Annotated in this window: 22 protein-coding genes; 14 read left to right on the top strand and 8 right to left on the bottom strand. The window is 70.7% G+C overall.

Translation table 11 applies throughout. The features are described from left to right. The first annotated feature begins 185 nt into the window (after positions 1-185). From queC to ABZ842_RS11370, 4 genes are read left to right on the top strand one after another with little or no spacing between them, the layout of a single operon-like run. The gene (queC, locus tag ABZ842_RS11385) at positions 186-896 is read left to right on the top strand and encodes a 7-cyano-7-deazaguanine synthase QueC (RefSeq protein WP_361535493.1); all 711 of its coding nucleotides are present in this window, start codon (positions 186-188) and stop codon (positions 894-896) included. A gap of 2 nt (positions 897-898) precedes the next feature. Next, on the top strand, positions 899-1,534 hold the full coding sequence (gene queE / locus ABZ842_RS11380; RefSeq protein ID WP_099280454.1) for a 7-carboxy-7-deazaguanine synthase: 636 nt from the start codon (positions 899-901) through the stop codon (positions 1,532-1,534). Continuing rightward, positions 1,534-1,890 carry a 6-carboxytetrahydropterin synthase QueD gene (queD, locus tag ABZ842_RS11375; protein ID WP_030951629.1) on the top strand — a complete coding sequence of 119 codons (357 nt, stop codon included), beginning with the start codon at positions 1,534-1,536 and terminating at the stop codon, positions 1,888-1,890. Before queE ends, queD begins: the two co-directional genes overlap by 1 nt. Before the next feature lie 3 nt (positions 1,891-1,893). Next, complete coding sequence (locus ABZ842_RS11370; protein WP_361535488.1) at positions 1,894-2,661, top strand: GTP cyclohydrolase, FolE2/MptA family; 768 nt, start codon at positions 1,894-1,896, stop codon at positions 2,659-2,661. 38 nt (positions 2,662-2,699) lie between these two features. On the opposite strand, the gene ABZ842_RS11365 is transcribed toward ABZ842_RS11370, so the two are convergent. After that, positions 2,700-2,870 carry a hypothetical protein gene (locus ABZ842_RS11365; RefSeq protein ID WP_161349141.1) on the bottom strand — a complete coding sequence of 57 codons (171 nt, stop codon included), beginning with the start codon at positions 2,868-2,870 and terminating at the stop codon, positions 2,700-2,702. Positions 2,871-3,478: 608 nt separating this feature from the next. Here ABZ842_RS11365 and ABZ842_RS11360 point away from each other — a divergent pair. Then, positions 3,479-4,396, top strand: coding sequence for a pseudouridine synthase (locus tag ABZ842_RS11360; RefSeq protein WP_361535483.1), 918 nt, complete (start codon positions 3,479-3,481; stop codon positions 4,394-4,396). Here the strand turns inward: ABZ842_RS11360 and ABZ842_RS11355 are convergent. After that, on the bottom strand, positions 4,381-5,010 hold the full coding sequence (locus ABZ842_RS11355) for an MBL fold metallo-hydrolase (RefSeq protein ID WP_361535480.1): 630 nt from the start codon (positions 5,008-5,010) through the stop codon (positions 4,381-4,383). The genes ABZ842_RS11360 and ABZ842_RS11355 overlap by 16 nt on opposite strands. After that, positions 5,007-6,095 carry an S-(hydroxymethyl)mycothiol dehydrogenase gene (locus ABZ842_RS11350; RefSeq protein ID WP_361535926.1) on the bottom strand — a complete coding sequence of 363 codons (1,089 nt, stop codon included), beginning with the start codon at positions 6,093-6,095 and terminating at the stop codon, positions 5,007-5,009. Before ABZ842_RS11350 ends, ABZ842_RS11355 begins: the two co-directional genes overlap by 4 nt. A gap of 311 nt (positions 6,096-6,406) precedes the next feature. On the opposite strand from ABZ842_RS11350, the gene phsA reads away from it, so the two are divergent. Then, the gene (gene phsA / locus ABZ842_RS11345) at positions 6,407-8,317 is read left to right on the top strand and encodes an O-aminophenol oxidase PhsA (RefSeq protein ID WP_361535477.1); all 1,911 of its coding nucleotides are present in this window, start codon (positions 6,407-6,409) and stop codon (positions 8,315-8,317) included. A gap of 94 nt (positions 8,318-8,411) precedes the next feature. Here phsA and ABZ842_RS11340 read toward each other — a convergent pair whose 3' ends face one another. Further along, on the bottom strand, positions 8,412-9,884 hold the full coding sequence (locus tag ABZ842_RS11340; RefSeq protein WP_361535474.1) for an amino acid permease: 1,473 nt from the start codon (positions 9,882-9,884) through the stop codon (positions 8,412-8,414). A 273-nt stretch (positions 9,885-10,157) separates the two neighbouring features. Next, complete coding sequence (locus tag ABZ842_RS11335; RefSeq protein WP_361535471.1) at positions 10,158-10,883, bottom strand: FCD domain-containing protein; 726 nt, start codon at positions 10,881-10,883, stop codon at positions 10,158-10,160. A 155-nt stretch (positions 10,884-11,038) separates the two neighbouring features. Here ABZ842_RS11335 and ABZ842_RS11330 point away from each other — a divergent pair, with 155 nt between their 5' ends. Then, positions 11,039-11,548 carry a gluconokinase gene (locus ABZ842_RS11330; RefSeq protein WP_361535468.1) on the top strand — a complete coding sequence of 170 codons (510 nt, stop codon included), beginning with the start codon at positions 11,039-11,041 and terminating at the stop codon, positions 11,546-11,548. 76 nt (positions 11,549-11,624) lie between these two features. After that, positions 11,625-13,022 (top strand): gluconate:H+ symporter, encoded by a 1,398-nt coding sequence (locus ABZ842_RS11325; RefSeq protein WP_361535465.1) that lies wholly within the window; start codon positions 11,625-11,627, stop codon positions 13,020-13,022. A gap of 107 nt (positions 13,023-13,129) precedes the next feature. Here the strand turns inward: ABZ842_RS11325 and ABZ842_RS11320 are convergent, their stop codons facing one another. Beyond that, positions 13,130-14,785: an FAD-binding dehydrogenase gene (locus tag ABZ842_RS11320; RefSeq protein ID WP_361535462.1), complete on the bottom strand. Its 1,656-nt coding sequence runs from the start codon at positions 14,783-14,785 to the stop codon at positions 13,130-13,132. A gap of 96 nt (positions 14,786-14,881) precedes the next feature. On the opposite strand from ABZ842_RS11320, the gene ABZ842_RS11315 reads away from it, so the two are divergent. The 5 genes from ABZ842_RS11315 to ABZ842_RS11295 all read left to right on the top strand — a co-directional run bounded on the left by ABZ842_RS11315 (position 14,882) and on the right by ABZ842_RS11295 (position 18,615). Further along, complete coding sequence (locus tag ABZ842_RS11315; protein ID WP_361535459.1) at positions 14,882-15,439, top strand: NUDIX domain-containing protein; 558 nt, start codon at positions 14,882-14,884, stop codon at positions 15,437-15,439. Positions 15,440-15,473: 34 nt separating this feature from the next. Next, positions 15,474-15,872: a DUF202 domain-containing protein gene (locus ABZ842_RS11310; RefSeq protein ID WP_361535456.1), complete on the top strand. Its 399-nt coding sequence runs from the start codon at positions 15,474-15,476 to the stop codon at positions 15,870-15,872. Beyond that, complete coding sequence (locus ABZ842_RS11305) at positions 15,869-16,222, top strand: DUF202 domain-containing protein (protein WP_361535453.1); 354 nt, start codon at positions 15,869-15,871, stop codon at positions 16,220-16,222. The genes ABZ842_RS11310 and ABZ842_RS11305 overlap by 4 nt, the downstream gene beginning before the upstream one ends. A gap of 149 nt (positions 16,223-16,371) precedes the next feature. After that, positions 16,372-17,394 (top strand): phosphotransferase family protein, encoded by a 1,023-nt coding sequence (locus ABZ842_RS11300; RefSeq protein WP_361535450.1) that lies wholly within the window; start codon positions 16,372-16,374, stop codon positions 17,392-17,394. A gap of 6 nt (positions 17,395-17,400) precedes the next feature. Further along, positions 17,401-18,615 (top strand): acyl-CoA dehydrogenase family protein, encoded by a 1,215-nt coding sequence (locus ABZ842_RS11295; protein WP_361535447.1) that lies wholly within the window; start codon positions 17,401-17,403, stop codon positions 18,613-18,615. 411 nt (positions 18,616-19,026) lie between these two features. Here the strand turns inward: ABZ842_RS11295 and ABZ842_RS11290 are convergent, their stop codons facing one another. After that, the gene (locus ABZ842_RS11290; protein WP_361535444.1) at positions 19,027-19,668 is read right to left on the bottom strand and encodes an SDR family oxidoreductase; all 642 of its coding nucleotides are present in this window, start codon (positions 19,666-19,668) and stop codon (positions 19,027-19,029) included. Between the two features lie 50 nt (positions 19,669-19,718). Between ABZ842_RS11290 and ABZ842_RS11285 the strand changes: the two genes are divergently transcribed. Continuing rightward, positions 19,719-20,366, top strand: coding sequence for a TetR/AcrR family transcriptional regulator (locus tag ABZ842_RS11285; protein WP_361535441.1), 648 nt, complete (start codon positions 19,719-19,721; stop codon positions 20,364-20,366). 10 nt (positions 20,367-20,376) lie between these two features. On the opposite strand, the gene ABZ842_RS11280 is transcribed toward ABZ842_RS11285, so the two are convergent. Then, complete coding sequence (locus ABZ842_RS11280) at positions 20,377-20,970, bottom strand: TetR/AcrR family transcriptional regulator (protein ID WP_361535438.1); 594 nt, start codon at positions 20,968-20,970, stop codon at positions 20,377-20,379. Between the last annotated feature and the right edge of the window lie 43 nt (positions 20,971-21,013).

Genomic DNA, 21,013 nt, shown 5'->3' with positions numbered 1-21,013 from the left:
GTGACCTTGCGTGCAGTGAGGCTTCCGGCGCTACAGCCTTACGGTCCGTACATGTGACCACAAGTGAAAGTTGCCTCACGCGGCTCGGCTCCCGACGCTCATAACTACCAGTCTGTTGTCGTTACTCTACCTGTCACTTTTCGCGTAGGCTGCCGCAGTACACACGGAGCTAACTAGGAGCAGGCATGGCGGAGCGTCCCGCGATCGTTCTACTGAGTGGCGGACTGGACTCAACGACCGTTCTGGCGATCGCCAAGGACCAGGGCTACACGCCGTACGCGCTGAGCTTCCGCTACGGGCAGCGGCACAGCGTGGAGCTTGAGGCCGCGAAGCGCGTGGCTGAGGCGCAAGGGGTCGCTCGGCACGTCATCGCGGACATCGACCTGCGAGTTTTCGGCGGATCCGCGCTCACGTCGGACATCGACGTTCCGAAGCACGAGTCTCTGGACTACGCCGGGGACAAAGACACCGGCAGCAGCGTTCCCGTTACGTACGTCCCGGCACGCAACACGATCTTCCTCTCCTTCGCCCTCGCCTATGCGGAGACGGTTGGGGCGAGCGACATCTTCACCGGAGTGACCGCGGTCGACTACAGCGGCTACCCGGACTGCCGCCCCGAGTACATGGAGGCCTACGAGCGCATGGCCAACTTGGCCACCCGCGCCGGGGTCGAGGGCACGCAGAGTCTCAAGCTCCACTCGCCGCTCATCGCCATGTCGAAGGCCGACATCGTCCGTGAGGGCCTGCGCCTCGGCGTGGACTACTCCCTCACCTCCTCTTGCTACGACCCGGACGAGCAGGGGCGGGCATGCGGACATTGCGAGACCTGCCTGCTCCGCCTCAAGGGCTTCGCCGAGGCCGGCGTCCCCGACCCCGTGCAGTACCAGGGCGCGTGAGAATGACCTACCTGGTCAAGGAGATCTTCTACACCCTGCAAGGTGAAGGGAGTCACGCAGGCCGTCCAGCCGTCTTCTGCCGCTTCTCCCGGTGCAATCTGTGGACGGGCCTGGAGAAGGATCGTCACCGTGCGATCTGCCAGTTCTGCGACACAGATTTCGTCGGAACCGACGGGGAAGGTGGCGGCCGGTTCCGGACCCCGGACGACCTCGCTCAAGCCGTCGAGCAGGCATGGCCGTCGTCGTCGAGGGGCCACCGCTTCGTGGTGTGCACCGGCGGCGAACCGCTCCTACAACTCGACGAAGTGGCGATCGACGCCCTGCACGCCCGCGGCTTCGAGGTGGCCGTCGAGACGAACGGCACCCGCGTACCGCCGAACGGCATCGACTGGCTCTGCGTCAGTCCCAAGATCGGCTCCGAACTCGTCGTGACCCGCGGAGACGAACTGAAACTGGTCTACCCCCAACTGGGCGGCGACCCCCGTCAGTTCGAGCACCTGGATTTCCGGTACTTCCGGCTCCAGCCCATGGACGGCCCGGACGTTGAAGCCAACACCAGGGCGACTGTCGACTACTGCATGAAGAACCCGCGCTGGATCCTCTCTCTCCAGACGCACAAGTATCTGGGAATTCAGTAATGGAAATCTTCCGCGAGTTCACCTTCGAAGCTGCACATCGCTTGCCCAACGTGCCCGAGGGCCACAAGTGCGCGCGCCTGCACGGCCACTCCTACAAGGTCATCGTCCATGTCGAGGCTCCCGTCGACCCCGAGTCGGGCTGGGTCATGGACTTCGGCGACCTCAAGAAGGCCTTCAAGCCCCTCGAAGCGCAGCTCGATCATTACTACCTCAACGACATTGAGGGCCTGGAGAACCCGACGAGCGAGGTCCTCGCCCGCTGGATCTGGGAGCGGCTGAAGCCGACCCTGCCCGACCTCTCCGCGCTCACCGTCCGCGAGACGTGCACGTCCGGCTGCACCTATCGGGGCGAGTGAGCGATGCACGATATCCAAAACGAGACCGACACCCGCGGCATCGAGATCGACGAGGTCGGCATCAGCGGCCTGCGCTACCCGCTGTACTTCGAAGACGGCCACCTTCGCCAGGAGGGCATCGCCGAGATCGAAGTGACCGTACGGCTCCAGCATGACCGCCGTGGCACCCACATGAGCCGCATGGTGGCTCTCGCCCACGAGCACCTTCACAGGTTCGATCCGCGAAAGCTGCCGCACGTGCTGAAAGTCGGTGCGGACCTCCTGGATGCACCGGCGCTCGCGGTGTCGGTAGCCGTCCCGTTGAGCACGACCGTGGTCGCGCCAGCGACTGGCGCCGAGTCGTACCAGGTTCACGATGTCCGGTTCGACGGTCGCTGGGACGACGGAGACACGACGGTGATCACGTCGGTTACCACCGAGGTCACCAGTCTGTGCCCGTGCTCGAAAGCGATCTCTGACTACGGCGCCCACAACCAGCGCAGCCGCGTCACGCTGTCCGTGACAGGGCACGGGGACACTCCCTATCCCTTTGGGGTGCAGCAGGCCGTTCGACTCTTGGAACGGTGTGCGTCCGCTCCCGTCGTGCCCTTGGTGAAGCGTCCGGATGAACGTGCGCTGACGATGCAGGCGTACGACCACCCTGTGTTCGTCGAAGACATTGCCCGTGAAGTCAGCCACGTCTGCCGCGAATGGGGTCTTCGTCACTCGGTGAGGGTCCGCAATCTGGAAAGCATCCATAGCCACGACGCTGTCGCATACGTCGCCGGGTGAGGGAGCATTGGGCAGAAGCCACTGCCGCATAGTTCTACTCAGATAGGGTGGTTGCCTCGACAGAGCAGCGGATGATGTGGTCCATGCACTCGCATCCATTGCTGGACGTTGAAGTCGTTGATCTGTTGGAGCCGTATCTGGAAGAAGGCCGGGTCAAGGTCCACGGTCAGCGACCAGGGGATGCGGCCGAACGGCTCGACAAACAGCATGAGGAATCCGGGGGCAGGGGGCCATCAACGTCCCGTGCTGGGTACCTGTTTCTCGGCGCATCGCCTACGTCAGTTATCGGCTCAGCGGTGCCTGAAAGCTGCAGCCGGGATTAAGCCTCTGGCGACCAGTTGACGGCAGGGGTCCACCTGGCGCCGGAGAAGGCGTCGACGCCGATGGCAACGGGCGCGAGGGTGCGCCTCCTCCTCGCTATCGGGCTCGGAGTGCCCCAGTTCGGCAACCGTACGCTCAGCCGGTGGCTCCGCCGCCACGTGGGCGGTATCGAAGAGCTCCAGCCCTAAGGTGTGATGTCCACTACCGCACCCGTCGGTCTCCCGCAGCTGCCTTGCATACGGCTAGACCCTTGCGCTCCAGATCGTCCACGATGCATAAGCCCGGCCTTGTCCGACCCCGTCGCCACCACGGGGCGTAAGTACATCCCAGCAATAATTGCATGCGCATACACTCGGGGAATGATCATGCGGCCTGTGGGAACCTCAACATCAATTAGCTCTGTTATGCCTGGTCAAGGGATCTCGTGAACGTCCCACTTAAGAAAACCCCAGGTCACCTGGGGTTTTTTGGTTTTCCTGGCGGTAGTGTCGCCGACGTGAGACGGAGAAATCGGCCGCCGGCCTCCCCCCTGCCCCCGCGCGACGGGATCGATCCCGTGCGGCTGCGGCTGCCCGAGGACCCGGACGGGGCGTGGGGGTCCGTGGGGGCGTATCTGGCCGCGCGGTACGGGGCGGAGCGGGCCGCCGGGTTGTTGGACGGCGGGGCCGTGGTGGGGGTCGAGGGGGCCGTGGGGGGTGGTGAGCCCTATGAGGCGGGGCGCTATCTGTGGTTCCACCGGCCCTTCGAGGTGGAGGAGCGGGTGCCGTTCGAGGTGGGGGTCGTGTGGCGGAGCGAGCGGGTGGTGGTCGTCGACAAGCCGCACTTCCTCGCCACCACGCCGCGCGGGCGGCACGTGCGGGAGACGGTGCAGGCGCGACTGCGGCGGGAGTTGGGGTTGCCGGAGTTGCAGCCGGCGCACCGGTTGGACCGGCTGACGGCGGGGCTCGTGCTGTGCGTGGTGCACGCCCGGGACCGGGGGGCGTACCAGACGCTGTTCCGGGACCGGCGGGTGGTGAAGGAGTACGAGGGGGTGGCGGCGTACGACCCCGGGCTCGAGCTGCCGCGGACGGTGCGCAGCCGGATCGTGAAGGAGCGCGGGGTGCTGGCGGCCCGGGAGGTGGCCGGGGAGGCGAACAGCGAGAGCCGGATCGCGTTGGTGGAGCGGCGCGGCGGGCTCGCGCGGTACCGGTTGGTGCCGGTGACCGGGCGGACGCACCAGCTGCGGGTGCACATGAACGCACTGGGGGTGCCGCTCCTGGACGATCCGCTGTATCCGGTCGTCCAGGAGCCGGCGCCGGACGATTACGCCCGGCCCCTCCAGTTGCTCGCGCGGGTGTTGGCGTTCACCGATCCGGTGTCCGGTGAGCCGTGCCGCTTCGAGAGCCGGCTGCGGCTGGCTCAGTGGCCGCGCTGAATCCACTCGTCGAGGTGGGGCGCCTCGGCGGCGATGGTGGTGCTGTCGCCGTGGCCGGTGCGGACCTCGGTCGCCGGCGGCAGGGTCAGCAGCTTGCCGCGGATCGAGTCGACGATCGTCGGGAAGTGGCTGAAGGAGCGGCCGGTGGCGCCCGGGCCGCCGGCGAAGAGGGTGTCGCCGGTGAAGACGGTGGCCAGGTCGGGGGCGTACAGACAGACCGCGCCGGGGGCGTGGCCGGGGGTGTGCAGCACGGTCAGCTCCGTGCCGGCGACGGTGAGCCGCTGGCCGTCGGCGAGTTCGCCGTCGGGGGCGCGGTCGGGGTGGGTCAGCTTCCACAGCGGCAGGTCGTCGGGGTGCAGCAGGATCGGCGCGCCGGTGGCGGCGGCGAGCGCGGGGGCCGCGTCGATGTGGTCGTCGTGGGCGTGGGTGCACACGATCGCCCGCAGGGTGCGCCCGGCGAGCGCCGTCTCGATGGCGGCGGCGTCGTGGGCGGCGTCGATGACGATCGCCTCCTCGTCGTCCCCGACGATCCAGACGTTGTTGTCGACGTCCCAGGTGCCGCCGTCGAGGGAGAAGGTGCCGGAGGTGACCAGGCGGTCGATGCGCGCGCTCACAGGACCACCACCGAGCGCAGCACGTCGCCCTCGTGCATCCGGGCGAACGCCTGCTCGACGTCGCCGATGCCGATGGTCTCGGTGACGAACGCCCCGAGGTCGATGCGGCCCTGCTGGTGCAGGTCGATGAGCATCGGGAAGTCCCGGGACGGCAGGCAGTCGCCGTACCAGGACGACTTGAGCGCGCCGCCGCGGCCGAAGACGTCGAGCAGCGGCAGTTCCAGCTTCATCTCGGGGGTGGGGACGCCGACGAGGACCACGGTGCCGGCGAGGTCGCGCGCGTAGAACGCCTGGCGGTACGTCTCGGGGCGGCCGACCGCCTCGATGACGACGTCCGCGCCGAAGCCTCCGGTCAGCTCGCGGATGGCGTCGACGGGGTCGGTGGAGCGGGAGTTGACGGTGTGGGTGGCGCCCATGCCCTTCGCCGTCTGGAGCTTGCGGTCGTCGATGTCGACGGCGATGATCCGGGCCGCGCCGGCGAGGCGGGCGCCCACGACGGCCGCGTCCCCGACGCCGCCGCAGCCGATGACGGCCACGGTGTCGCCGCGGGTGACGCCGCCGGTGTTGATGGCGGCGCCGATGCCCGCCATCACGCCGCAGCCGAGGAGGCCGGCGACGGACGGGGCGACGGCGGGGTCGACCTTGGTGCACTGGCCGGCGGCCACCAGGGTCTTCTCGGCGAAGGCACCGATGCCGAGGGCGGGGCTCAGCTCCTTGCCGCTCTCGGCGAGGGTCATCTTCTGGCGGGCGTTGTGGGTGTCGAAGCAGTACCAGGGGCGTCCGCGCAGACAGGCCCGGCACTGTCCGCAGACGGCGCGCCAGTTGAGGACGACGAAGTCGCCGGGGGCCACGTCGGTGACGTCGGGCCCGACGGACTTCACCACGCCGGCGGCCTCGTGGCCGAGCAGGAAGGGGAAGTCGTCGTTGATGCCGCCCTGCTTGTAGTGCAGGTCCGTGTGGCAGACCCCGCACGCCTGCACCTTCACCACGGCTTCTCCGGGGCCGGGGTCGGGGACCACGATCGTCTCCACCCGCACCGGCTCGTCCTTGCCCGGTGCGATCACACCGAGGACCTGCTGCGCCATCGACATCTGCCCTTCTTTGCGCTGGGTCGCTGGGGTTCCCAGCACCACTATGGACCGTCGCGCGGCCGTGTCGCGGTGATCCGCACGCGCCGCACGGACTGACTGTACGGACCATCTACGGACGAGTGCGGACCGGGTGGGCACGAGGTGCGGACCGGGTCCATCAGGTGCACTTCGGACGGCGAGCGAACATTTCGCGCCACCTTTGGCGGAATCAGAAACTCCGGCAGAGGGCCATAAGTCATCTCCTGTGAGAGCAGTTCTCACCAAGAGCGAAGTTTCATGAGAAGTCAGGAAACGGGGGATGGAACATGACGGAGACGATGGAGACCGTCGCGGCAGCGGTGGAGGAGGAGCTACGGGAGGCGGCGGAATCCGGCCAGGAGTTAACGCCGTTCGTGGACCCGCTGACCGTGCCGCGCGTACTGCGCCCCGAGGTCACCGAGGTCACCCAGGAGGTGGAGGTCGCCCTGCGCCCCGCCTGGGTGCGGCTGCACTCGCAGCTGCCGCCGACCCTGGTGTGGGGGTACGACGGAGAGTTCCCCGGGCCGACGATCGAGGTGCGGCGCGGCCAGCGCGTCCGGATCGCCTGGACCAACCGCATTCCGCGCGGGAGCACGTATCCCGTCACCGCGGTGGAGGTGGCGCGCACGGCGGGGCAGCCCCTGCCCCACAACCGCCCGGGGCGCGAGGGCGTCAAGCCCAGCGAGGACGTGGCGGCGCTGCCGGCCTGGTCGGTGACGCATCTGCACGGCGCCCAGACCGGCGGGGGGAACGACGGCTGGGCGGACAATTCCGTCGGCTTCGGCGACGCGCAGCTGTCCGAGTACCCCAACGACCACCAGGCCGTCCACTGGTGGTACCACGACCACGCGATGCACGTCACCCGCTTCAACGTGTACGCGGGCCTGGTCGGCACCTATCTGGTGCGGGACGACGAAGAAGACGCGCTCGGGCTGCCGTCCGGGGACCGCGAGGTGCCGTTGGTGCTGGCCGACCGCAATCTGGACACCGACGACGACGGCCGGCTCAACGGCCGGCTGTTGCACAAGACGGTGATCGTCGTCCCCAGCCACCCGGAGACGGGCAGGCCGGTGACGACGCCCTTCGTCGGCCCGTACTCCACGGTGAACGGCACGATCTGGCCGCACCTGGACGTGGCCCCCGACTGGTACCGCTTCCGGCTGTTGAACGCGTCGAACGCGCGCATTTACAACCTGGTGCTGGTCGACGAGGACGACCAGCCGGTGCCCGGCGTGGTGCACCAGATCGGCAGCGACGGCGGGCTGTTGCCCCGACCGGTGCCGGTGGACTTCACGGCCGGGGCGCCGCTGTCGGTCGCGCCCGCCGAGCGGTTCGACCTGCTGGTGGACTTCCGGAAGCTGGCCGGGCGTCGGCTGCGGCTGGTCAACAAGGGGCGCAATCAGCCCCCGGGCGTCGCGGACCTGGCGGACAACATCCCGTATCCGCAGGTCATGGAGGTCCGGGTGGCCAAGCGCGGTGGACGTCCCGCAGAGGTGCGGGGCGGGTCGGACGCCCGGCCCGGGCCCGATGCGCGCGGCGGCTTCGTGCTGCCGAAGGTGCTCTCGGGCTCCTTCCGGCGGTATGACCACGACGACCTGCACCACGGGCACCGGCTGGTGGTGCTCACCCCGCCCGGGACCGTCGGCGGCGGCGGGCACCCTGAGATATGGGAGATGGTCGAGGTCCCGACCGTCGATCCGCACGTTCCGGCCACGGGCGTGATCCAGTTGCGGGGCTCGGACGGCGCCCTGAAGACGTACCGCAGGATCTCCCGCACCTTCAACGACGGCCTGGGCTTCACCATCGGCGAGGGGACGTTCGAGCAGTGGTCCTTCCTCAACCTGGGCGCGCCGGTGCATCCGATGCACATCCACCTGGCGGACTTCCAGGTGCTGGCCCGGGAGTCGTTCGAGGTCTCGGGCTTCGATCCGGCCCTGGGCGGCACCCGCGGCCCGGTGGCGCACGATCCGGGGCGCCCGCGGGAGGTCCCGCCGAACGAGCGGGGGTGGAAGGACGTCTTCCAGGTCAGGTCCGCGGAGCTGGTGCGGGTGATGGGGCACTTCGACGGGGCGTACGGCCGGTTCATGTACCACTGCCATCTGCTGGAGCACGAGGACATGGGCATGATGCGGCCGTTCGTCGTGCTGCCGCCCGAGGTGCTGAAGTTCGACCACGGCGGCGGCCACGGCGGGCACTGACCCCCGCCGGCCGCCGTAGGTGACGGCAACGAGCAGGGCCCGTGGGGTCCGCCGTCCCCACGAGCCCTGCTCGATCTATCTCACGGACGCCGAATCAGGATCGTTCACGCTCCGCGGCGATCTCTTGCACCCGGCCGCGGACCACGTACCACCCGCCGACGAGGGCCGCGGCGATCAGCGGCAGGAACATCACGGTGGTGCGGCCGACTCCGCCGCCCCACCACATGAGCACGACCACGCAGGCGAGGAAGCAGATCGTGACGATCTGGGTGTACGGGGCCCACGGCAGCTGGTACGAGGGCCGGGCGAGCTTGCCTTCCTTCGCGCGGCGCCAGAACAGCAGGGAGCAGACCATGATCATGCTCCAGGTGCCGAGGATGCCGATGGAGGCGAAGTTGAGGACGATCTCGAACGCCTGGCCGGGCATGACGTAGTTGAGCCCCACGCCGGCGACGCCGAAGGCGGCGGTCAGCAGGACGCCGCCGTAGGGCACCTGGCCCTTGTTCATCCGGCTGGTGAAGCGGGGCGCGGAGCCGGCCATCGACATGGAGCGCAGGATGCGCGCGGTGGAGTACAGACCGGCGTTGAGGCTGGAGAGCGCCGCGGTGAGGACGACGAGGTTCATCACGCCGGCGGCGCCCGGCACGCCCAGCTCGTCCATCACGGTGACGAAGGGGCTCTCGTCGCCGGAGTAGGCGGTGTACGGCAGCAGCAGCGCCAGCAGCACGACCGAGCCGACGTAGAAGATGCCGACGCGCCACATGATCGAGTTGATGGCCCGGGGCATGACCTTCGCCGGGTTGGCGGTCTCGCCGGCCGCGACGCCGCAGAGCTCGACGGAGGCGTAGGCGAAGACGACGCCCTGGATCACCAGCAGCATCGGCAGCATGCCGACGGGGAAGATGCCGCCGTTGTCGGCGACGGTGGCGAAGCCGGGCTGGTGCCCGCCCACGTCCTGCTGGGTGACCAGCAGGAAGATGCCCACGAGCATGAAGGCCAGCAGCGCCGCGACCTTGATGATGGCGAACCAGAACTCCGTCTCGCCGAAGTACTTCACCGAGATGAGGTTGGCGGCGAGGACGACGGCGAGGGCGATCAGCGCCAGTATCCACTGCGGGACGTCGCTGAACATCGACCAGAAGTGGGCGTAGGTCGCGGCGGCCGTGATGTCGGCCACGCAGGTGGTGGACCAGTTGAGGAAGTACAGCCAGCCGGCGGTGTAGGCGCCCTTCTCGCCCATGAACTCACGGGCGTACGAGACGAAGGCGCCGGACGAGGGCCGGTAGAGCACCAGCTCGCCCAGGGCGCGGACCACGAAGAAGGCGAAGACGCCGCAGACGGCGTAGGCGATCGCCAGGGAGGGGCCGGCATCCGCGAGCCGACCGCCGGCGCCGAGGAAGAGCCCCGTGCCGATCGCACCGCCGATGGCGATCATGTTGATGTGCCGGGACTTGAGGTCCTTGCTGTAGCCGGCGTCTCCGGCGTCCACGTGGGTGGAGGCCGAGGGGGAGCCGGTCGCCGGGGCCCCGGCGTCCGCGTCTGCGGACGTGACGGTGCGATCGCTCATGGGGGGTCGCCTTCGTGAGGGTGCGGGGGCTGGTCGCGCGCCGGGCCCTGACTGTCGATGGGGGGTCGCCAAGCGCGCCGGGACGTACGGCCCGACGACGCTTCGTCGACGGACGCCTGCGAACTTAGCTGTGGTCCAGGTCACTCATCGATAGATCTGAGGTAGATCTGAGGTAGCGCACCTGTAAACCAAGGTGGCAGTAAATCACGATCTCAGCGGCACGGCCGACCCGGAGGGTCCGGCGGGAAACCCCTGCAAGCGGCCCCGAGGGCGTCAGACCCGGGGCGGGGCGGCGACGTCGGGTGCCAGGACGTCCAGTTCGGCGAGGGCCCCCACGGTGATCTCGCGAGTGACGCGCTCGGCCCGCTCCGCGTCGCCCTCGCGCACGGCCTCCGCGACCTGGACGTGCAGGGTGACCGCCGCGGGGTCGGGGTCGTCGAACATGACCTGGTGGTGGGTGCGTCCGGTGAGGATGGCGGCCACCACGTCACCGAGCCGCGCGAACATCTCGTTGCCGGAGGCGGCCAGCACGATCCGGTGGAAGGCGACGTCGTGCCGCAGGTACGCGTCCAACCGCTGGCCGCGCGAGTTGGCGACCATGCCGAGGGCGCACTCGGTGAGTTCGGCGCACTGCTCGGCGGTGGCGTTGCGGGCCGCGAGACCGGCCGCGATCGGCTCGATCGCACTGCGCAGCACGGTCAGCGAGCGCAGTTGACGGGGGCGGTCGGCGCCGGCGAGCCGCCAGCGGATGACGCGCGGGTCGTAGACGTTCCACTCGTCGATGGGGCGCACGGTCACGCCGACCCGGCGCCGGGACTCGACCAGCCGCATCGACTCCAGTACGCGCACGACCTCGCGCACCACCGTGCGCGAGACGTCGAAGCGCTGGGCGATCTCGTCGGTGCGCAGCACGCTCCCCTGCGGGGACTCGCCGGCGGTGATCTCCAGGCCGAGGGTGTCCAGCACGTGTGTATGGAGGCCCTGGCCCGCTGTGGTCATGGGGCCAGCCTACGGGGCGAGAATCACACCCGATAAATATGACGTTTAGATCTCAGCCTCTTGAATAAGTCATACCTAATGGGTTTCAGTGTCGCGACACCACTGTCGAAACCGAGGTCGACACCGAGGTCGACGTCAGACAGCGAGGCACGTAGATGAGCACCCCACACGTCGTCGTGGTGATGGGCGTGGCAGGGACCGGCAAGACCACGATCGGTCCCCTGCTCGCCGCAGAACTCGGCGTCCCGTACGCCGAGGGCGACGACTTCCACCCGCCGGCGAACATCGCCAAGATGTCCGCCGGCACGCCGCTGGACGACGCGGACCGGTGGCCCTGGCTCGATGCGATCGGGCAGTGGGCCCACGGTCGGGCCGGGCTCGGCGGGGTGGTGTCCAGCTCCGCGCTGAAGCGCTCCTACCGGGACCGGCTGCGGGCCGCCGCACCGGGCGCCGTCTTCCTGCACCTCGCCGGCGACCGGGAGCTCATCGAGCGCCGGATGGCCGAGCGCAAGGGGCACTTCATGCCGACCGCGCTGTTGGACTCGCAGTTCGCGACGCTCCAGCCGCTGGCGCCGGACGAGGCGGGCGTGGCCGTCGACGTGTCCGGTACGCCGCAGGAGATCACCGCGCGGGCGCTCGCCGCGCTGCGGTCCCCGGAGCGCTGACCGCGGGCCGGCCCGCCGTTCGCACCGCACCCCCGCCCCCACCCGTAGATCCCCCGTACGTCTGTAAGGAACCACCGTGACCAGTCTCAGCGTCGAGACGCTGGCAGCGGACCCGCTGGAGCCGATCACCTCGGCCGGCAACGCCCAGCTCGGCATCGCCGTACTCGCCGGCATCGCCGTCATCGTGCTGCTCATCACCAAGTTCAAACTGCACGCCTTCCTGGCGCTGACCATCGGGTCGCTGGCGCTCGGAGCCTTCGCGGGCGCGCCGCTCGGCAAGGCCATCGAGTCCTTCTCCAAGGGCCTCGGCTCCACGGTCGCCGGAGTGGGCGTGCTCATCGCGCTCGGTGCGATCCTCGGCAAGCTGCTCGCCGACTCCGGCGGCGGTGACCAGATAGTCGACACCATCCTCGCCAGGGCCAAGGGCTCGACGATGCCGTGGGCGATGGTGCTGATCGCCTCGGTGATCGGGCTGCCGCTCTTCTTCGAGGTCGGCATCGTGCTGCTGATCCCGGTGGTGCTGATGGTCGCCAAGCGCGGCAACTACTCCCTGATGCGGATCGGCATTCCGGCGCTCGCCGGTCTGTCGGTGATGCACGGGCTGATCCCGCCGCACCCCGGTCCGCTGGTCGCGATCGACGCGCTCGACGCCAACCTGGGCGTCACGCTGGGCCTCGGCGTCCTGGTCTCCATCCCCACCGTGATCATCGCCGGTCCGCTCTTCGCGAAGTACGCGGCCCGCTGGGTGGACATCCCGGCGCCCGAGAAGATGATCCCGGCCCGGCCGTCGGAGGACCTGGACCGGCGTCCCGGCTTCGGTGCGACCGTCTTCACGGTGCTGCTGCCCGTCGTCCTGATGCTCTCCAACGCGCTCGTCGAGATCGTCGTCGACGACCCGTCGAACCCGGTGCAGAAGGTCACGGACGTGATCGGCTCGCCGCTGATCGCGCTGCTCGCGGCGGTGCTCGTCGGACTGTTCACGCTGGGCCGCGCCGCCGGCTTCACCAAGGAGCGGATCTCCTCCACCGTCGAGAAGTCGCTCGCCCCGATCGCGGGCGTGCTGATGATCGTGGGTGCCGGCGGCGGCTTCAAGCAGACCCTGATCGACGTCGGCGTCGGACAGATGATCCTGGACTTCTCCGAGGACTGGGCGATCCCGACCCTGCTGCTGGCCTGGCTGATCGCGGTGGCGATCCGACTGGCGACCGGTTCGGCGACCGTGGCGACGATCTCCGCGGCGGGCCTGGTGGCGCCGCTGGCCACCGGGATGTCGACGACCGAGTCGGCGCTGCTGGTGCTGGCGATAGGCGCGGGTTCGCTCTTCTTCAGCCATGTCAACGACGCCGGCTTCTGGCTGGTGAAGGAGTACTTCGGCATGAACGTCGGCCAGACGATCAAGACCTGGTCGGTGATGGAGACGATCATCTCGGTCGTCGGCATCGTCTTCATCCTGCTGCTGTCGCTGGTGCTGTAGCCCCTGCGGTGGTGTGCCGGACGTCCCGCGGTGGCTGGCCCACCGCGGGACGTCCGCATGTCGTACGGAGTGCGGCCACGGCGGTGGCGTCCCGACAGCGGTCCCGCTCAGCCCACCGCCTTCGCCGCGGCCCGCCCCGCCGCCCGCCCCGAGAAGAGGCAGCCGCCGAGGAAGGTGCCTTCCAGGGAGCGGTAGCCGTGGACCCCGCCGCCGCCGAAGCCGGCTGCCTCGCCGACCGCGTACAGACCGCTCAGCGGGGTGCCGTCGGCGCCGAGCACCCGGGACGACAGATCGGTCTCCAGTCCGCCCAGCGACTTGCGGGTGAGAACGTTGAGGCGCACCGCGATCAGCGGTCCGGCCGCCGGGTCCAGGATGCGGTGCGGCGCGGCCGTGCGGATCAGTCGGTCGCCGAGGTACTTGCGCGCCCCGCGCACCGCCGTCACCTGGAGGTCCTTGGTGAAGGGGTTGCGGATCTCGCGGTCCCTGGCCTCGATCTCCCGGCGCAGCTCCGCCTCCTCGATCAGCGGTTCCTCGGTGAGCGCGTTCATCCCGCGCACCAGCGCGGAGAGGTCCTTCTCGACGACGAAGTCAGCGCCGTGCTCCATGAAGGCCCGCACCGGCCCCGGCACGTCGGCGCGGGCCCGGTCGATCACCCCGCGCACCGACTTCCCCGTCAGGTCCGGGTTCTGCTCGGATCCCGAGAGGGCGAACTCCTTGCCGATGATCTTCTGGTCGAGCACGAACCAGGTGTGGTCGTACCCCGACTTCACGATGTGTTCGAGGGTGCCGAGGGTGTCGAAGCCGGGGAAGAGCGGGACGGGCAGCCGCCGGCCGCGCGCGTCCAGCCAGAGCGACGACGGGCCGGGCAGGATGCGGATCCCGTGCCGGGCCCAGATCGGGTTCCAGTTCTCGATGCCCTCGGTGTAGTGCCACATCCGGTCCCGGTTGACGTGGCTGGCGCCGGCGCGCTCGGCGATGCCGAGCATCAGCCCGTCGACGTGGGCCGGCACGCCGGAGAGCATGCGGCGCGGCGGGGCGCCGAGGCGGCCTGGCCAGTTCGCGCGGACCAGTTCGTGGTTGCCGCCGATGCCGCCCGAGGCGACGATCACGGCCTGGGCGCGGAACTCGAAGGCGCCCACGACCTCGCGGCTGCTGGCGGTGCCGCGTTCGGCGTCGGAGGGCTCCAGCACCTCCCCGCTGACGGTGTCCAGGGCGCCCCCGCTGGTGCCGAGGCCGGTGACCCGGTGCCGGAACGCGGGGCGGACCAGTCCGCGGGCCATGCCGTCGCGCACCCGTTGTTCGAAGGGGGCGACGAGGCCGGGTCCGGTGCCCCAGGTGATGTGGAACCGGGGCACCGAGTTGCCGTGCCCGGTGGCGTCGTAGCCGCCGCGCTCGGCCCAGCCGACGACGGGGAAGAACCGCACGCCGCGCTGGCGCAGCCAGGCCCGCTTCTCGCCCGCCGCGAAGTCGACGTACGCCGCGGCCCACTGGCGCGGCCAGCGGTCCTCCTCGCGGTCGAAGCCGGCCGTGCCGAGCCAGTCCTGGTACGCGAGGTCCCGGCTGTCCCTGATCCGCATGCGGCGCTGCTCGGGCGAGTCGACCAGGAAGAGCCCTCCGAAGGACCAGTGGGCCTGACCGCCCATCGACCGTTCGGGCTCCTGGTCGATGAGGATGACCGTGCGCCCCGCGGCGACGAGTTCGGCGGTGGCCACCAGCCCCGCGAGCCCCGCCCCGATCACGATCACGTCAGCGTCGTACGCCATGGATTCCACCCTTGTCCGATGTCGGTCCCGATCCTCGGTACGGCCCGGTAACAAGTCAACGGGTCGGGTGCGGCGGCCGGGTGGTGGAATGGGCGGATGAGCTCTGATCAGGAATGGATCGACGTCGTCGACGACGCGGACCGGGTCGTCGGGCAGGCCACCCGCGGCGAGGCGTACGCCCGCGGGCTGTGCCACCGGGTGACGTTCGTGCTGGCGCGCGACGAGCGGGACCGGATCTTCGTCCACCGTCGGACGGCGACGAAGAAGGTGCACCCCGGCATGTACGACATGTTCGTCGGCGGGGTCGTCGGCGCCGGCGAGTCCTACGACGACGCGGCGCTGCGGGAGGCCGAGGAGGAGTTGGGCGTCACCGGACTGCCCCGCCCGACCCCGCTGTTCACCTTCCTCTACCAGGGGGACGACGGGCAGTCGTGGTGGTCGGCGGTGTACGAGGTGCGCTGTGCGCTCCCGGTGCAGCCGCAGCAGGAGGAGGTGGACTGGTACGCCTTCTTGCCCCAGGAGGAGGTCGAGCGGCGGCTGACCGAGTGGGCGTGGGCCCCGGACAGCCTGGTCGCCTGGCCTCGGCTGCGCGACGCCCCCTTGCGCGACGCCGCCGTGCGCGCAAGGGGTCCGGAGGGTGGCATGGACCACTGAGCTGCGTGATCACCCCGCGAGTATGGTGCGAAACATGAGGGACTTGGTGCGCAGCGTGCGGATGTGGTTCGCGCCCGAACGGGTGCGGCAGGAGGGGACCACCCCCGACTACCGCTTCTCGCTCGCCAACGAGCGGACCTTCCTCGCCTGGCTGCGCACCGCGCTCGCGCTGATTGCCGGCGGCTTCGCGGTGGACCAGTTCCTGCCGGACCTGGACTGGGCGGTACGGGCGGGGCTGGCGCTGGCGCTGCTGGCGACCGGGGTGGTGTGCGCGCTGCGCGCGGTGAACCACTGGGTGCGGTGCGAGCGGGCCATGCGGCGCGGTGAGGACCTGCCGGTGTCCCGGCTGCCGGCGCTGCTCAGCCTGGTGATCGCCCTGGTCGCGGTGGTCATGTTGGTCGTGGTGGTGTTCGGCTGGGAGGGCGGCCGATGACGGCAGCGGCGGGCGGAGCTGCCGATCGGGAACCGGCGCCGGGGCCGCAGCGCGATCCGGGGCTCCAGCCGGAGCGGACCCGGCTGGCCTGGCGGCGTACGACCCTGGCGTTCACGGTCGTGGCCGTGTTGGCGGCCCGGCAGACGGCGATCGGCGGGGCTGACCCGGTCGGCGTGCTGGGCCTCTTCCTCGCGCTGCTGGTGTGGCTGGCCTTCCTCGGGGTGGCGCAGCGGCGGATAAGGGTGCTGAAGGCGGACGTGCGCCCGCCGGTGATGTCGCACCGCGGGGCGCTGGCCGCGACGGGGTGCGCGGTGGCGCTCGCGGCGGCGGCCGTCGCGGTCGTCCGCTGACGCACTCGAACCCGGCGGCCGTCGCGGTCGTGCGCTGAGCCGGCCCCTCCGGGAGCTCAACTCTCCCCGCCCGCCCGGGCACTGGACGACATACCGACTGGTCGGTCATCATCGACGGGTCCTGTTCTTCCGCAGTCGGAGGTGCCCCGATGAGCTCCGTCCCCCCGCCAGGACTCGACCCCGAGAGGCTGCGCGGACTCCTCGACCGCGAGCGGCCGGGGCTGGTGCGCGGACCGCTGAGCGCCCGGCTGATCGAAGGCGGGCGGTCGAACCTCACGTACCGGATCACCGACGGCGCCGACCGCTGGGTCGTCCGCCGCCCGCCGCTCGGCCACGTCCTCGCCACCGCGCACGACATGAAGCGCGAGCACCGGGTCATCAGCGCCCTGCACCCCACGTCCGTGCCCGTGCCGGAGCCGGTCCTGCTGTGCGAGGACGAGTCCGTCGTCGGGGCGCCGTTCTACGTGATGGAGTACGTGCCCGGCACCCCGTACCGCACCGCCGACGAACTGGCCGCGCTCGGCCCCGAACGCACCCGCGCCACCGTGTTCGGTCTGGTCGACACGTTGGTGGAGCTGCACGCGGTGGACCCGGCGGCCGTCGGGCTGGACGACTTCGGCCGCCCCGACGGCTTCCTGGACCGCCAGTTGCGAAGGTGGGGCAAGCAGCTCGCCGCCTCCCGCAGCCGGGACCTGGCGGGCATCGACGAGTTGCACGCCGGGCTCGGCCGCGCGCTGCCGCGCTCCCCCGCACCCGCCGTGGTGCACGGCGACTACCGCCTCGACAACGTCCTCGTCGGACCCGACGACCGGATCCGGGCGGTGCTGGACTGGGAGATGTCCACGCTCGGCGACCCCCTCACCGACCTCGGGCTGCTGGCGATGTACAGCAGGGAACTCCCGGCCCTGGACGTCCCGATCAGCACCACCGCGGGCGCGCCCGGCCACCCCTCGGTCGACGAGATCGTGGCGCGCTACGCGCAGCGCTCGGGCCGCGACGTCTCGGGCGTCTCCTGGTACACGGCGTTCGCCTGGTTCAAGCTCGCCGTGATCCTGGAGGGCATCCACTACCGCTACACCCTCGGCCGGACGGTCGGCGCGGGCTTCGACCGGATCGGCGAGTTGGTGCCGCTCTTCATCGCACACGGACTGACCACCCTCCAGGAAGGCTGACGAGCCGTGGACTTCGCTTTCGACGCGCGCACCGAGGAGCTGCGGGAGCGCCTCCTCGCCTTCATGACCGAGCACGTGCACCCCGCCGAACCGATCGCCGAAGAGCAGCGCGCCGCGCTCGCCTCGCCGTGGCTGACGCCGCCGGTCGTCGAGGAGCTGAAGGCCGAGGCCCGTCGGCAGGGGCTGTGGAACCTCTTCCTGCCGGACGCCGAGTTGGGCGCGGGGCTGACCAACCTCCAGTACGCGCCGCTGGCGGAGCTGACCGGGCGCAGCCCGCACCTGGCGCCCACGGCGCTGAACTGTGCGGCGCCGGACACCGGGAACATGGAGGTGCTGGCGCAGTTCGGCGATCCGGCGCAGCGCAAGCAGTGGCTGGCACCGCTGCTCGCGGGCGAGATCCGGTCCGCGTTCGCGATGACCGAGCCGGAGGTGGCGTCGTCGGACGCGACGAACGTGCGCACCCGCATCGAGCGGAGCGGCGACGAGTACGTCATCAACGGCCGCAAGTGGTACATCTCCGGCGCGATGAACCCGGACTGCAAGGTCTTCATCGTCATGGGCAAGACCGACCCGGACGGCGCCGACGTACGGCGGCAGCAGTCGATGGTGCTGGTGCCCAGGGACACCCCGGGGGTGCGCGTGGTGCGTGCGATGCGGGTGTACGGGTACGAGGACCACGCGCACGGCGGGCACGCCGAGGTCGTCTTCGACGACGTGCGGGTGCCGGTGGCGAACCTGGTCGGCGAGGAGGGCGGCGGCTTCGCCATCGCGCAGGCGCGGCTGGGGCCCGGTCGGATCCACCACTGCATGCGGCTGATCGGGATGGCCGAGCGGGCGATCGAGCTGATGTGCCGGCGGGCGGCCTCCCGCAGCGCCTTCGGGAAGCCGATCGCCGCGCAGGGCGTGGTGCAGGAGTGGATCGCCGACGCGCGGGTGACGGTCGAGCAGTTGCGGCTGCTGGTGCTGAAGACCGCGTGGCTCATGGACACCGTCGGCAACCGCGGGGCGCACACCGAGATCCAGGCGATCAAGATCGCGACGCCGCGGGCGGTGGTCGACGTGCTGGACCGGGCGGTGCAGATCCACGGCGCGGGCGGGGTGAGCCAGGACTTCCCGCTGGCGGAGCTGTGGGCGGCGGCGCGCACCCTGCGGTTGGCTGACGGCCCGGACGAGGTGCACCAGCGCTCGCTGGCTCGCCGCGAGCTGCGGCGGTACTCGTAGGCGGTGGCCGGGGCGCCGTCCGCCCGCGGGGCGGGCTGCGGGCTGCGGGCTGCGGGAGCGTCGGTCCCCGCGGCCCGGTGGTGGGCTTGTCGCGCAGTTCCTCGCGCCCCTGAAACCCCCTCCGTCTGCGGCTCGGTAAGTGGTTTCTCGCGCAGTTCCCCGCGCCCCTCAATACCTCCGCCCCCAGCCCGCAGGCGAATGACGGGGGAAGCGAGTAGGGGCGCTGGGGGTCCCCCAGGCCCTCTGGGGCCGAGATGGGGGTCCCCCCGTGCCCGCAGGGCACAGGGGGAGGAACTGCGCGAACAGCCACAGACGGGTCGCAGACGCCATGACCGCACACGCGCCACGGCGCAAGCGCGCCTGCCGAGCGAAGGCTGCCGCAGGGCCGCGCGGGGCCGGATGCGTGGCCGGTCAGTTCGCGACGCCGAGGACCTGCTTCACGGTGTCCGGGGCGTCGACCGCGGAGAGGACCGCGTGGGCCAGGTCCGCCCGGCTCACCTCGTGGCCGCGGGGCACGGCGCCGCCGAGCGTCGTACGGTACGCGCCCGTGCGCGGGCCGTCCGTCAGCCGGGGCGGACGCACCAGCGTCCAGTCCGTGGCGCTGGCCCGGATCTCGCCCTCCATCACCCGCAGGTCCGCGTACACGTCCTTGAACACCCGGCCCACCAGCGGCCACACCACGGCTCGGTACAGCAGCCCCTCGCCGTCGGGCAGCGGTCCGACGGGGGCGGCGCTCACCGCGACGTAGCGCCGCACGCCCTCGGCGTCGAGCGCCTGAAGGATCGCCCGGGCGCCCGCGGAGGCGATCCCCGCGGCCTTGTTGTTGGGCGCGCCGAGGGCGGAGAGCACCGCGTCGCGGCCCGCAACCACCGGGCGCAGCGCCGCCGCGTCGGTCACGTCGGCGACGACCGCCACCTGCAGCCGTTCGTGCTCCCGCTCGGGCAGCCGGTCCGGGTTCCGCACGACCGCCGTGACCTCGTGGCCCGCGTCCAGCGCCTGGCGCACGAGCTGCCGGCCGGTGCCGCCCGTGGCCCCGAAGACCGTGTACCGCACGTCGTACCTCCGATGGTGGGTAAGTGCTCACTCACCTTTAGGATGAGCGAATGTCCGCTCCGAAGTCAACGCGCCCCACGCGCGAACGGATCGTCGACGCCGCGGAACACCTGCTGCGCTCGGTCGGTCTGGCCCGCACCACCACCAAGGAGATCGCCCGCGAGGCCGGCTGCTCCGAAGCGGCGCTCTACAAGCACTACCGCAGCAAGGAAGAGATCTACGTAAGGGTCCTCAAGGACCGGCTGCCCCGGCTCAACCCGCTGTTGGAGGAGCTCCGTCGGGACCCCGGCGACCTCGGGGTGGAGTACAACCTGATCCGCGTGGCCGAGCACGCCGTCCGCTTCTACGAGCAGAGCCTGCCCATCACGGCCTCGCTCTTCGCCGAACCCGCGCTCAGGAAGCGGCACTTCGAGGGCGTGCGGGAGCTGGGCCAGGGCCCCCACGTCCCGCTGGTCGCCCTCGCGGGCTATCTGCGCGCCGAGCGCGACCGCGGCGCCCTGCGGCCCGACGCAGACCCGGACGCGGCAGCCGCCCTCCTGCTCGGCGCCTGTTCGCAGCGCGCCTTCGTCTACGACGCGGCGGAGGGCATGCCGCCGCCCCAGCCGGTGGAGGAGTTCGCCGTCGGCCTGGCGGGGACCCTGCTGCGGGGACTGCTCCCCGGGCCCGCGCCCGCGCCGGGCGCCGGGCCGACGGCGTGAGGACGCGCCCTCAGGGGCGCAGCGCGCGCATCAGCAGATCCGCCAGGTGGTCCGCGACCTGCTGCTTGGTCAGCTCACCCGCGGGGCGGTACCAGGTCGACAGGTGGTGCACCGACCCGAAGTGGTAGTCCACCACCAGGTCCGCGGGGGTCGCCGTGGAGAAGACCCCGGTGCGCTGACCCTCCTCCACCAGCGCGCGGAAGCGCTCGTGGTAGTGCCGGCGCTCGGCGCGCACCTGCTGGTGCTTCTCGGGCGAGAGGTGGTGCATGGAGCGGAAGAAGATGTGGGCGTCGGCGAGGTTGTCGATGGTGGTGACGACGACGTCGGCGGCGGCGGCCCGCAGCCGCGCCTGCACCGGCTCCTCGGCGTCAGCAAAGGCGTCCAGGCGCTGCTGCTGGAGGCGGAGCATCCGCCCGTAGACCTCCTGGAGCAGGTCTTCCTTGGAGCCGAAGTAGTGGTACAGGGCCCCCTTGGTGACGCCCGCCGCCTCCACGATCTCCTGCACGGACGTGCGGTCGTACCCCTGCTCGGCGAAGAGCCGGGTGGCGGCGGCCAGCAGCTTCTGCGGCACGGGGGGCTCCTCCCCGTCCGTCGTCCTGGCCATCTGCCACCCACCTCTCTCCATCGACACCTGCCGGTGCCCGCGC

The organism is Streptomyces sp. NPDC047315, assembly GCF_040643215.1.
Lineage (GTDB): Bacteria > Actinomycetota > Actinomycetes > Streptomycetales > Streptomycetaceae > Streptomyces.
Note: the sequence above shows the minus strand (reverse complement) of the source record. Positions and strands in the feature narration are given on the sequence as shown.